9 protein-coding genes are annotated in these 12,043 nt (G+C 69.2%); 3 read left to right on the top strand and 6 right to left on the bottom strand.

What is annotated here, in order from left to right:
• Positions 1 to 174 precede the first annotated feature (174 nt).
• Positions 175 to 2,037, bottom strand: coding sequence for an ATP-dependent zinc metalloprotease FtsH (gene ftsH / locus Mterra_RS13865; RefSeq protein ID WP_119315711.1), 1,863 nt, complete (start codon positions 2,035 to 2,037; stop codon positions 175 to 177).
• 168 nt (positions 2,038 to 2,205) lie between these two features.
• Here ftsH and Mterra_RS13870 point away from each other — a divergent pair, with 168 nt between their 5' ends.
• A complete protein-coding gene (locus tag Mterra_RS13870; RefSeq protein WP_119315712.1) occupies positions 2,206 to 3,588 on the top strand; it encodes a tetratricopeptide repeat protein in 1,383 nt (460 codons plus the stop codon).
• 182 nt (positions 3,589 to 3,770) lie between these two features.
• On the opposite strand, the gene Mterra_RS13875 is transcribed toward Mterra_RS13870, so the two are convergent.
• Complete coding sequence (locus tag Mterra_RS13875; protein WP_119315713.1) at positions 3,771 to 4,433, bottom strand: ribonuclease H1 domain-containing protein; 663 nt, start codon at positions 4,431 to 4,433, stop codon at positions 3,771 to 3,773.
• Positions 4,434 to 4,437: 4 nt separating this feature from the next.
• Positions 4,438 to 4,779, bottom strand: a complete 342-nt coding sequence (locus tag Mterra_RS13880) for a winged helix-turn-helix domain-containing protein (RefSeq protein WP_119315714.1) — start codon at positions 4,777 to 4,779, stop codon at positions 4,438 to 4,440.
• 48 nt (positions 4,780 to 4,827) lie between these two features.
• On the opposite strand from Mterra_RS13880, the gene pepF reads away from it, so the two are divergent.
• On the top strand, positions 4,828 to 6,648 hold the full coding sequence (gene pepF / locus Mterra_RS13885) for an oligoendopeptidase F (protein WP_119315715.1): 1,821 nt from the start codon (positions 4,828 to 4,830) through the stop codon (positions 6,646 to 6,648).
• A gap of 56 nt (positions 6,649 to 6,704) precedes the next feature.
• Here the strand turns inward: pepF and Mterra_RS13890 are convergent, their stop codons facing one another.
• The 3 genes from Mterra_RS13890 to Mterra_RS13900 all read right to left on the bottom strand — a co-directional run bounded on the left by Mterra_RS13890 (position 6,705) and on the right by Mterra_RS13900 (position 10,535).
• Positions 6,705 to 7,541: a leishmanolysin-related zinc metalloendopeptidase gene (locus Mterra_RS13890; RefSeq protein ID WP_170159674.1), complete on the bottom strand. Its 837-nt coding sequence runs from the start codon at positions 7,539 to 7,541 to the stop codon at positions 6,705 to 6,707.
• Positions 7,542 to 7,671: 130 nt separating this feature from the next.
• On the bottom strand, positions 7,672 to 9,969 hold the full coding sequence (locus Mterra_RS13895) for a PKD domain-containing protein (protein WP_119315717.1): 2,298 nt from the start codon (positions 9,967 to 9,969) through the stop codon (positions 7,672 to 7,674).
• A gap of 95 nt (positions 9,970 to 10,064) precedes the next feature.
• Positions 10,065 to 10,535 (bottom strand): Lrp/AsnC family transcriptional regulator, encoded by a 471-nt coding sequence (locus Mterra_RS13900; protein WP_119315718.1) that lies wholly within the window; start codon positions 10,533 to 10,535, stop codon positions 10,065 to 10,067.
• A 114-nt stretch (positions 10,536 to 10,649) separates the two neighbouring features.
• Between Mterra_RS13900 and ald the strand changes: the two genes are divergently transcribed.
• A complete protein-coding gene (ald, locus tag Mterra_RS13905; protein WP_119315719.1) occupies positions 10,650 to 11,756 on the top strand; it encodes an alanine dehydrogenase in 1,107 nt (368 codons plus the stop codon).
• Positions 11,757 to 12,043 lie beyond the last annotated feature (287 nt).

Below are 12,043 nucleotides of genomic sequence, written 5' to 3' on the forward strand. Positions count from 1 at the left end.
TTCCTATACCCCTCCCCTGCCCTCCCCGCCCCGCGCGCGGGGCGGGGAGGGCAGGGGAGGGGTATAGGAAGGGCCGGGTCTCAGACCCGGCCCTTCAGCGTCTTGCGTCTTGCGTTTAGCGTTTGGCTATCGGCTATCGGCGTTCGGCGTTCGGCCATCGACCCGCGCCGTCCCTTACCCTTCCGCCGCCGTGGTGGTCTCGGGCGCCTTCTGGTTTTGGGTCTCGGCCAGGATTTCGCGCACGCGCTTGCCCAGGACGGTCTCGCTCTGCAGCAGCTCCTCGGCGACCTTGTGCACGGCGGGGGCGTGCTCTTGCAGCACCTGTTTGGCGCGTTCGTAGGCCTTGTCGAGGATGTGCTCGATGTCCTGGTCGATGAGGCGGGCGGTCTCCTCGGAGTGGTCCTTCTTGCGGGCGATCTCCTCGCCCAAGAACACCGGGCCGGAGTCGGAGCCCCAGGCCAGGTTCTTGAAGTGCTCGCCCATGCCCCAGTCGAGCACCATCTGCTTGGCGAGCTGGGTCGAGCGCTTGAAGTCGTCGGCGGCGCCGGTGGAGACGGAGCCGATGAACAGCTCCTCGGCCGCCCGGCCGGCCAGCGACATCGCCAGGGTGTCCTCGAGGTACTCCTGCCGCATCAGCACGCGCTCTTGGGGCATGCTCCAGCGCACCCCCAGCGCCATGCCGCGCGGCACGATGGAGACCTTCTCGGTCTTGTCGCCGTGGGGCAGCACCTCGCCCACGATGGCGTGCCCGGCCTCGTGGTAGGCCACCGCCCGCTTCTCCTCCGGGGAAAGGCGCAAGGAGCCGCGCTCGAGGCCCAGCACCACCTTGTCGAGCGCGAGGCGGAAGTCCTCCATGTGGATCTGGGTCTTGCCGCTGCGCGCGGCCTGCAGGGCGGCCTCGTTGACCAGGTTCTTGAGGTCGGCGCCGCTGAAGCCGGGGGTGATCTGGGCGATCTCGGCGGGCTCGACGTCGGGGCCGATGGGCTTGCCGCGCATGTGCACGAGCAGGATCTCCCTGCGCTCCTCGAGCGTCGGCAGCCCGATGACCACCTGGCGGTCGAAGCGGCCGGGGCGCAGCAGCGCGGGGTCGAGGATGTCGGGGCGGTTGGTCGCGGCCAGCACGATCACGCTGGTGTCCTTCTCGAAGCCGTCCATCTCCGAGAGGATCTGGTTGAGCGTCTGCTCGCGCTCGTCGTGGCCCCCGCCGATCCCCGCGCCGCGCTTGCGGCCGATGGAGTCGAGCTCGTCGATGAAGATGATGGCCGGGGCGCTGCGGCGGGCCTCGTCGAAGAGCGAGCGCACCCGGCTCGCGCCCACGCCCACGAACATCTCCATGAACTCCGAGGCCGAGACCGAGAAGAAGGGCACCCCCGCCTCCCCGGCGATGGCCCGCGTCAGCAGGGTCTTGCCGGTGCCGGGCGGCCCCACCAGCAGCACGCCCTTGGGGATCTCTGCCCCGATGCTGATGTACTTCTGGGGGTTCTTGAGGAAGTCCACGACCTCCATCAGCTCGCGCTTGGCCTCGTTGTGCCCGGCCACGTCCTTGAACGTGGTGTTGACCCGGCGCTCCTTGCCGTACTGGCGGGCGCGGCTCTGGCCGAACTGCATCACCTGGCCGGCCCCGCCCTGCGCGCGCATGAAGAAGAAGTACCAGAAGCCGATCAGCAGCAGGATGGGCAGGAAGCTCAGCAGGAGCTGCGGCCAGATCGAGGCCTGGCGGGTGACCACCTCCACCCCTTGCTGCTTGAGCAGGGGGATGAGGTTCTGGTCGGCGAATTCGCGGGGCACCGAGGGCAGGCTGAAGCGGCGCTCGACCACCGTGCGCCCGCCGACGTCGATGCGCTCGGGCACCTTGAACTGGCCGGAGATGCGGCCCTCCTCGAGCACCACCGTCTGCACCTTGCCCTGCTCGACATAGCTGAGAAACTCACTGTACGAAAGCGTGGCCCGGTTGCCGCTGCCGCCGAACTGGCTGAACAGCCAGTAGCCCAGCAACAGCACGATGACAATGGTCCAGGGATTGATGCGTGTGGACAACGTAACCTCCTAAAAAACAATGGTACTCCAGTCCGGAATGAGGAATGGGTGCTGGCATGCGGAGGGGGGCCCTGGGCCACGGCGCTTAAACCGTGCCGCAGAGCACCCCGGGACGGTTGTCACCCCCGCCATTTTGCCCTCCGGCCCCTGCGTGTTATCGTGCCCCTGATGCAGCGGGTGTTTCAGGCATTGCAGCAAGGGGATTACGACACCGCCTTCGAGGTTCTGGTGCGCACCCTGACCTTCGCCCAGGGCAACGAGGCCGCCGAGGCCGCGCTGCTGCTGGCCGAGGCCTACACGCTCTACGGCGAGGGCGGCATCGAGGGGGCCTACCGCGCCCTCGAGCACGGCGCCACCGCCGTCCCCACCCTCCAGGAGAACCCCCTCTTCCGCGCCCTGCTCGCCGAGGTGCGGGCGCTGGAAGGGGCCCCCGAGCACGAGATCCGGCCCCTGCTCGAGCCCAGCGACGACCCGCGGGTGCGCTTCCACCAGGCCCAGACCCTGCTGTACCTGGGCGTGCCCGAGGAGAGCATCACCCTGCTCGGCCACGGCCTCGAGCTGCCCGAGTTCCTGGCCTGGCGGGCCGAGAACCTGCTGGGCAAGGCCCACGAGCGCATGGGCCAGGCCGCCCAGGCCGCCGAGGCCTACCGCCGCGCGGCGGCGATGTCGGTGGGCATGGAGCGCTACTGGAACCTGCTGGACGCGGCGGCGATGTCGGTGGAGGCGGGCCAGGGGCGCGAGGCGCTGGAGGCGCTGGAGGCGGCCGTGAACTACCTCAGCGAGGCCGAGGGCTTGGGGGTCTCCCTCGAGGACCCCGAGGACGCGGCCACCCGCCACTACCTCACCGCGCGCGCCCAACTGCTCCTGGGCAACCCCAGCCTGGCGCTCGAGGCCATCCAGCAGGCGCGGCTGCTCGAGGAGGCCGGGGCCGAGCGGGCCCACGGCACCCCGCTGGTGCAGGGGCAGGCCCTGATGCAGATGGGCCAGTACGCCGAGGCCATCCAGGCCTTCCAGGAGGCCGTCGAACGTTCCGACGGCACCGACCGCACCTACGCCCTGCACGAGCTCGCCGTGGCCGCCCTCGACTCGGGCGACCTCAACCAGGCCGAGACCGCGCTGCGCCAGGTGATCCGCGACCCCGACTACGACTACCCCGGCGAGGCCCTGGGCGACCTGGCCGAGGTGCTCTACCGCCAGTCGCGCTACAGCGAGGCCGAAGAAGCCGCGCGCGAGGCCCTCGAGGAAGGCGCCCTGGCCGCCGGGCACATCATCCTGGGACACCTGGCCTACGACCTGCTCAACTTCCAGGAGGCCCTGAGCCACTACCGCGAGGCCGTCGCCGAAGCCCCCGAGGGCAGCCGCGACTGGATCACCGCCCAGGAGATGATCGTGGACACCCTGGCCCAGATGGGCTACGAGAACCCCGCCGAGATGCTCTCGCGCAGCCACGAAGTGCTTCCCTACCTCGCCGAGGCCGACGAGTGGCACCAGACCCTCACCGCCTACGCCGAACGGGCCCGGGGGATGCTGGGGGGGCGGACGTTGAATTAGCCGTCAGCGGTCAGCTTATGGCCTGCGGCACGTCGAGGGTCTAGGGCCAACCAAGGGCTAAGCCGTCTCGCGTTCGGCGTATCGCGTACGACGTACGACGTAAGACATGCGTTTTGCGTCTTGCGCACGGCGTACGACGTACGACGTACGACGCCGCACCCAGGAACACGACCCGCGCCCCCTCACTTCCTTCCGTAATCCGCCGGGTTCTCACCCCAGGCCCCGGTGTCCCACTTGAGCACGCGGTTGGGGTAGGGGTGGCTCGCCAGCCAGGCCTCGGCGCGCTCGAGCCGCTCGCGCAGCTCGGGGCTTAGCTGCTCGCGGAGCTGGGTCTTGGCCTTCTTGTCGCGCAGCCAGGCCATCGCCGTCACGGAGTCGGTGTAGACGGGGCGGGGGTCGCCGTTCTTGACGCACAGGGCCAGGGTTTCCACCAGGGCTAAGAACTCGCCGACGTTGTTGGTGCCCCGCGCGTAGGGCCCCCGGGCGAAGACCACCTCGCGGCTTTCGGTGCGGACGCAGCGGTACTCGAGCACCCCCGGGTTGCCGCTGCAGGCGGCGTCCACGCTGTAGCTGTCCCGGACGGGCGGGGCGGTCAGGATGCGCCGCGAACCGGCTTTAGGCGTAGCGGCGCCAGTCGCTCCCGACCGGGAATCTGCCTTGGGTCTTTGGCCGATGTGCCGCTGGGGGTTGCCGCCGAAGGCGGCGCGGGCGGCCTCGAGGCTCTCGAAGGCCTTGTACTTGGCGCCGGCGTAGCCCTTCACCTGGGCCTCGGCGGCGCTCCAGCTGTCGAAGATGCCCTTCTGGCGACCTTCCCACACGACGTAATACTTGGTCTTCTTCGCCACCGCCCTACTCTACCGGCTCGAAGGCCTGGGCGAACTGCTCGCGCACCACCCGCTCGAGGCCCTCCACCACCTTCGCGTAGCGCCCCAGCAGGGCCTGGGCCTCGGGCGTGAGCTCGCTTCCCCCGCCGCTCTCGCCGCCCGAGTGCTTGCGGAGCAGGGCGAAGCCCAGCCGCGCCTCGGCCTCGCGCACCTGCTCCCAGGCCTTGCGGTAGCTCACCCCGATCCGGCGGGCCCCCTCCTTGAGGCTGCTGTGCTCGGCCACGGCCCGCAGCAGCCGGTACAGCCCCGGCCCCATCAGGTACTCCCCGGCAGGGGTCTCGAGCCAGAACTTCACCCGCGGGCGCATGGCCCCAGTTTACGCGCGGGCCGCGGGCAGGGGGATACAATCGGGGACATGGTCAAAACCCTACCCCCGCGCTCCGAACTGCCCAAGGAACAGACCTGGAACGTCGAAGCCCTATTCCCCTCCGCCGAAGACTGGCACAAAGCCCTCGAGGCCGCCCTGGCCTCGGTGGCCGAGCTCGAGCCCTTCAAGGGCCAGCTAGGGGCCTCGCCCCAGGCCCTGCTGCAGGCCCTGCAGACCCGCGACCGGCTGCAACTCGCCGCCGGCAAGGTCTTCATGTACGCCAGCCTCAACCAGTCCACCGACGGGGCCAACCCGCTGTACACCACCATGCTCACCCAGGCCCGCGGCGCACTGGCCCGGCTGGGCGCGGCGGCGGCCTACATCGAGCCCGAGATCCTCACCATCCCCCTCGAGCGGCTCGAGGCGTGGATGCAGGCCGACGCCGCGCTCGCGGTCTACCGGCACTACTTCGAGGCGCTGCAGACCCGCAAGCCCTTCGTGCGCAGCGGCGAGGTCGAGGCGGTGCTGGCGGCGGCGAGCGACCCCCTGGGCGGGCACAGCGCCACGGCCTCGGCGGCCACCAACGCCGACATGACCTTCCGCCCCGTCGAGCACGCCGGGCAGGTCTTCCCGGTGGCCCACGCCACGGTGGGCGAGCTGCTGGTGCACCCCGAGCCCGCCGTGCGCCGCGCGGCCTGGGAGTCCTACGCCGACGGGCACCTGGCGTTCAAGAACACCCTGGCCTCGGCCCTGCAGGGCAGCGTCAAGGCCTACGCCTTCCAGGCCAAGACGCGGGGCTACAAGAGCAGCCTCGAGATGGCCCTCGCCGTGAGCCGCACCGTTGACAACATCCCCCGCGCGGTCTTCGACAACCTGCTGGCGACCTTCCGCGCCAACCTCCCCACCTGGCACCGCTTCTGGAGGCTGCGCAAGAAGGCCATGGGCGGCAGGCTCCACACCTCCGACGTCCCCGTCTACGACTCGCCCGCCCCCGTCGCTCCGAGCCCCAAGATCACCTTCGCCGAGGCCTGCGAGGTGATCTGCCGGGGCATGGAGCCGTTGGGCCGGGAGTACGTCGAGCCCATGCGCCGCGGCCTGTTCGAGGAGCGCTGGGTGGACTGGGGCCAGAACCAGGGCAAGCGGGCGGGGGCCTACTCCTCGGGGCTGAAGGGCACCTTCCCCTACATCTTCATGAGCTGGAGCGACGACCTCTACTCCATGAGCACCCTGGCCCACGAGCTCGGCCATTCCATGCACTCCTACTTCACCCGCGGCACCCAGCCCGCCATCTACGCCCGCTACAGCCTGTTCATCGCCGAGGTGGCCTCCAACTTCAACCAGGCGATGGTGCGGGCCATGCTGCTGCGCGAGGCCCAAGACCCCGCCTACCGGCTGGCGGTGCTCGAGGAGGCCTTCTCCAACTTCCACCGCTACCTCTTCGTCATGCCCACCCTGGCCCGCTTCGAGCTCGAGCTCTACGAGCGCGTCGAGCGGGGCGGGGCCCTCACCGCGCCCTTCCTCACCGAGCGCCTGGCCGAGCTCTTCGCCGAGGGCTACGGCGGCGAGGTCGAGATCGACAAGGAACGGCTGGGCTCGGGCTGGATGAACTTCTCCCACCTCTACAGCCCCTTCTACGTCTACCAGTACGCCACCGGCATCGCCGCCGCCAACGCGCTGGCGCGGGACGTGCTCGAGCACGGCGAGCCCGCCGCGAAGCGCTACATGGACTTCCTCAAGGCGGGCGACTCGGTGTACCCCATCGACGCGCTCAAGGTCGCGGGCATCGACATGACCCGCCCCGAGCCGGTCGAGCGCGGCTTCGAGGTGCTCAAGGGCATGGTCGAGGAGTTCGAGGCGCTGGTGGGGTAGGGGGGCTTAGAACAAAGCCAGGGGGACTCCCCTGGCTTTTCCCTTTACCGCCGGTGTTAGCGGCTGCCCTTGGGCCTGATGAGGATGACGTTGAGCGGGACCTTCTTCGCGCTCGAGGCCTTCAGCCCCGGCAGGTCGTAGGGGTCGGCGGCGGCGTAGTTGACGGCGTAGCCGAGGTCTTGCAGCGAGCCGATGGTGACGCGGCTCAAGGGGTTGACGACCCCCGCGTCGAGGTACCCCGTCATGATCTCGGTCTGGAAGACGCTCTCGCGCCAGTGGCTGTCGCGGGTGCCCTGCCCGCCGGTGTTCTCGACGGGGACGTTGCCGGTGCCGCCCAGCGCCCGCCACTCGCGCACGGCGTTGGCGCCGACGAAGCGGGGGTCGCTGCTGCCCGCGCCGGCGAGCAGGCTACGCTCGTAGTTCCACAGGGTGCCGTACCCGATGACGTGCCCCATCTCGTGGAAGATGACGTCCTGCAACTGGCCGTCGGCCTCGAGCTGCTCGAGGTCGGCGGAGTCGAACATCATGACGCCGTAGTAAGGCAGGTCGTCGGCGTCGCGGGCGTAGCACGGCCCGGCCTGGGCGAGGACGCCGCCGGGGCCGTCGATGTCCACCACGGCCGCGTCGATGAGCAGGTCATCGACGGTGACGTTGTGGGCCGGGAAGCCGTCGCCGCAGTCGTTGGCGGGGATCTGGAGCTTCTCCTCGGGGAGCCCTTTGGTGATGACTTGCTGCCACCGGGCTGCGGCAGCGTTAAAGGCCGCTTTTTGGTTGCCGGTGGGCGATCCCACGAAATTGAGGGTGATGTTGTAGGGGTCGTTCCCTCCGGGCTTGGGCGTGGACTGGCAGGACACGAGGGCTAGAACCGAAAATGCTAGGGCAATGAATCGCATTGAGTACCTCCCAAGCCCAGGATAAGCGCGTGCGGCCCTCATTTTCCTCGTCGGAAAGTTGAGGCTCGGCTCATCCGGCCTTCAAAAACGGCCGGGGCACGGAGCCCCGGCCATGAAATTGCCCTTCAGGCTAGGGCATGGTGCCTTTGGGCTTGATGAGGATGACGTTGAGCGGGGTCTTGGCGGCGCTCGAGGCCTTGAGCCCCGGCAGGGCGTAGGGGTCGGCGGCGGCGTAGTTGACCGTGTAGCCCAGGTCCTCGAGCGAGCCGATGGTGAGGCGGCTCAGGGGGTTGGCCCCGCTGTCGAGGTAGCCGGTCATGATCTCGTTGTTGAAGACCGACTCCCGCCAGTGGCTGTCGCGGGTGCCGGCCCCGCCGGTGTTCTCGACGGGGACGTTGCCGCTCCCCCCGAGGGCCTGCCACTCGCGCACGGCGTTGGCGCCGACGAAGCGGGGGTCGCTGCTGCCCGCGCCGGCGAGCAGGGAGCGGTTGTAGTTCCACAGGGTGCCGATGCCCAGCACGTGGCCCATCTCGTGGAAGACCACCTCGTCGAGCAGGCCGTCGGCTTCCAGGTTGGCCAGGTCGGCGGAGTCGAACTGCATGACGCCGTAGAGGGTGAGGCGGTCGGCGGTGCGTATGTAGCACGGCCCCGCCTGCCCCAGGATGCCGCCCGGGCCGTCGATGGGCACCACGGCGGCGTCGATGAGGATGTCGTCGACGGAGCCGTTGAAGGCGGGGAGGCCGTCGGCACACTCGTCGGCGGGGATGTTGAGGCTGGTGCTGGCGAAGCCCTGGGTGATGACCTGCTCCCACTTGGCAGCGGCGGCGTCAAAAGCCGCTCGCTGGCCGGTAGTCAGGGTCCCGGTAAAGCGCAGCGTGATGTTGTAGGGGTCGCCGCCGCCGGGGGCGTTCACCGTGACCGTGGCGGTCTTGCTGTTCTCCTTTTGCCCGTCGGTGACGACGAGCCTAGCGGTGTAACTGCCCGCGGCGCCGTAGGTGTGCTGCTGGCTCGAGCCGGACGTGCAGTTGTCGAGGGTGTACTCGAACGTGCCGTTGTTGTCCACGTCGAGCTTGCAGGTCAGGCTATCGCCGTCGGGGTCCGAGACGTTCCAGCTGAAGGTGGTCGTCAGCGGGGCCGTGCCGCTGCTCGGGCTGGCGCTGAAGGAGTTGACCGCCGGGGCCTGGTTGGGGGACGAGACCGTCACCGTGGCCGTCTGCTGGGCGCTGGCGTTGGCGGGGTCGCTCACCACCAGCTTGGCCGTGTAGCTCCCGGCGCTGCCGTAGGTGTGCTTCTGGGTGGAGCTCGAGGTGCAGTTGCCGAGGGTGTACTCGAAGCTGCCGTCGTTGTCGACGTCCAGCTTGCAGGTGAGGGCGTTGCCGTCCGGGTCGGAGATGGCCCAGGAGAAGGTCACCTGCAGGGGTGCGGCGCCCGAGGCGGGGGTGCCGGCGAAGGAGCTGATGACGGGCGGCCGGTTGGGCTGGCTCGAGGTCACAGTGACCGAGACGGTCTTGTTGCTCTCCAGGCCCTTGCCGTCGCTGACGACGAGCTTGGCGGTGTAGCTCCCGGCGGCGTTGTAGGTGTGCTGCCGCGTCGAGGAAGAGGTGCAGCCGGTGACGGTGTGCTCGAAGGTGCCGTCGTTGTTCACGTCGAGCTTGCAGGTGAGGGGGTCGCCGTCGGGGTCGGAGATGGCCCAGCTAAAAGTGACCGCCAGGGGAGCGGTGCCGGAGGCCGGGTCGCGGTTGAAGGCATCGATCACCGGCGGCTGGTTGCCGCCGCCGCCCGGCCCCACGGTGGTCGTGGCGGTCTGCTGGGCCTCGAGCCCGCCCGCGTCGCTCACCGTCAGCCGCGCCGTGTAGGTGCCGGAAGCCGTGTAGGTGTGCTTTTGGCTGCCGCTGGTGCAGGGGCTGAGGAAAAACTCGGCGTTCCCGTCGCCGTTGACGTCGAGGATGCAGGCCAGGGAGTCGCCGTCGGGGTCGGAGACGCTCCAGGAGAAGGTGACCTCGAGCGGCGCGTTGCCCGAGGCCGGGCTACGGGTGAAGGAGGTGATGGCCGGGGCCCGGTTGGTGCTCACAGTGACCGTCTTGGTGAGCTCGTCGCTGGCGCCGTCCGGGTCGCTCACCACCAGCCGTACCGTGTAGGTCCCGCCGGCGGGGTAGGTGTGCTGGCGCGTGGAACTGGAGGTGCAGTTGTCGAGGGTGTGCTCAAAGCTGCCGTTGTTGTCGGTGTCGATCTTGCAAGTGAGTCTGTCGCCGTCGGGGTCGGAGATGTTCCAGGACAAGGTCACCTGGAGGGGGGCCGTACCGGCTTGCGGGCTGACGCTGAACGAGGCGATGACGGGGGCCTCGTTGGCGGGCGGCTGGGTGCTCGGGCACGCCGTGAGCAGCGCTGCCAGGGCCGTACCGAGCAACGCCAGGGAAAATCGCTTCACAGGTTCCTCCTCGTACCGGGCAACGATAACAAAAGCCCGGCCAGGAGCATGAGCGTTGCCCTAGGACGGCCTTAACTTTCGGCCCGCCCCGCCAGCTAGCGCTTGAGGCCCTCGAGGTCGAAGCTGGTCTTGATGATGGGGCTCGAGAGCACCACCGAGGTGCGGGTGTTGCCGAAGGTGCCCAGCCGCTGGATGATCTCCTGGAGGTGCTGCACCGAGCGGGCCACCACCCGCACCACGTAGGAGGAATCGCCGGTTACGAAGTAGCTCTCGCGGATCTCGGGGGTTTGCTCGCAAAAGGCCAGAACCTGGGGGTAGCGGCTGGGCGGGGCCGAGAGCTCGATCAGGGCGGTGATGCCGTAGCCCAGGGCCTCGAAGTTCAGCCGCACCCCGTAGCCCTCGATGATCCCGGCGTCCTCGAGCCTCCGCACCCGCTCGGTGACGGCGGGCACGCTCAGGCCCACCCGGCGGCTGAGCTCGCTGTAGGACAGCCGGGCGTCCTGCTGCAGCTCGCGCAGGATCGCCAGGTTGGTCGCGTCGAGCAGCTTGCTTGAATCGTAAGGCATGGGGGGAATTATACCTAAGGATCTAAACCGCTTTTGCCCATTTTTCGCATCATCCGCATTCAAAAGCGCCAAACCGCTCCCTAAACTCTAGGAAAAAAGAGGAGGAAGCTGACTATGGTCATTGGCGTGCCGAAAGAGATCAAAACCCTGGAGAACCGGGTGGCCCTTACCCCGGGCGGCGTGGAGAGCCTGGTGCGGCGCGGGCACAAGGTGCTGGTGCAGCAGGGCGCGGGGGTGGGCTCGGGCCTCTCCGACGCGGAGTACGAGGCCGCCGGGGCCCGGATGGTCTCGGCGGAGGAGGCCTGGGGCGCCGACGTCGTGGTCAAGGTCAAGGAGCCCATCGCCGAGGAGTACAAGTACCTGCGCGAGGGCCTGCTGCTGTACACCTACCTCCACCTCGCCGCCGACGAGCCCCTGACCAAGGCCCTTCTGGCCGGGGGGACCACCGGGATCGCCTACGAGACGGTGCAGCTCGAGGACGGCTCGCTGCCCCTGCTCACCCCCATGAGCGAGGTGGCCGGGCGCATGGCGCCGCAGGTGGGCGCCGCCGCCCTGGAGAAGCCCCACGGCGGGCGCGGCGTGCTGCTGGGCGGGGTGCCCGGCGTGGCCCCCGCCTCCGTGGTCATCATCGGCGGGGGCGTGGTGGGCACCAACGCCGCCAAGATCGCGCTCGGCATGGGCGCCCAGGTGACCATCCTCGACGTCTCCAAGTCCCGCCTGCAGTACCTCGACGACATCTTCGGGGGGCGGGTCATCACCCTGGCCTCCACCGAGGCCAACATCAAGAAGGCGATCCAGCACGCCGACCTGCTGATCGGGGCGGTGCTGATCCCCGGCGCCAAGGCGCCCAAGCTGGTCACGCGCGACATGCTGCCCACCATGAAGGAGGGCGCGGTCATCGTGGACGTGGCCGTGGACCAGGGCGGCTGCGTGGAGACCATCCGCGCCACCACCCACAAAGACCCCACCTACGTCGTAGACGGCGTGGTGCACTACGGCGTCGCCAACATGCCGGGGGCCGTCCCCCGCACCAGCACCTTCGCCCTCACCAACGAGACCCTGCCCTACCTGCTGCAGCTCGCGGAGAAGGGCCTCGACGCCCTGCGCCACAACCCCGTGCTGCGCAAGGGCCTCAACACCCACCGGGGCAAGCTCACCTACACCGGCGTGGCCGAGGCGTTCGGGCTGCCGTACACGCCCGCGGAGGAAGCGCTGGCCTAGGGGCGCTCGACCTCCTGAGCCGCCCGCCCTGCGGCCGCAGGGCGGGCTCGCCTTCGTAAGCGCTCCATGCATAGAATGCGTGCGGCCGTGGGTTAGCCGGGGGGCCGGACTGGGGAACTTATGCGGCGTGTTCTGGTACTGCTGGTGTTAACCTCTGGAATGGCTCTGGGCCAGAATTGGTATCTGGGCGGCTACGCCACGGGCCTGAACGTGATCTCGAGCCAGGCCCTCAACCTCGGGCTGGCGGCGGGGGTCAAAGGGCTCGAGGAAGTCTGGGGGGTGCGCGG

Source organism: Calidithermus terrae, from assembly GCF_003574345.1.
GTDB classification, from domain to species: Bacteria; Deinococcota; Deinococci; order Deinococcales; family Thermaceae; genus Calidithermus; species Calidithermus chliarophilus.

Coding starts and splice junctions, on each gene's coding strand:
- ald (WP_119315719.1), top strand. CDS start 10,650: ATGGTCATTGGCGTGCCGAAAGAGATCAAAACCCTGGAGAACCGGGTG.
- Mterra_RS13900 (WP_119315718.1), bottom strand. CDS start 10,535: ATGCCTTACGATTCAAGCAAGCTGCTCGACGCGACCAACCTGGCGATC.
- Mterra_RS13880 (WP_119315714.1), bottom strand. CDS start 4,779: ATGCGCCCGCGGGTGAAGTTCTGGCTCGAGACCCCTGCCGGGGAGTAC.
- Mterra_RS13890 (WP_170159674.1), bottom strand. CDS start 7,541: ATGCGATTCATTGCCCTAGCATTTTCGGTTCTAGCCCTCGTGTCCTGC.
- Mterra_RS13870 (WP_119315712.1), top strand. CDS start 2,206: ATGCAGCGGGTGTTTCAGGCATTGCAGCAAGGGGATTACGACACCGCC.
- pepF (WP_119315715.1), top strand. CDS start 4,828: ATGGTCAAAACCCTACCCCCGCGCTCCGAACTGCCCAAGGAACAGACC.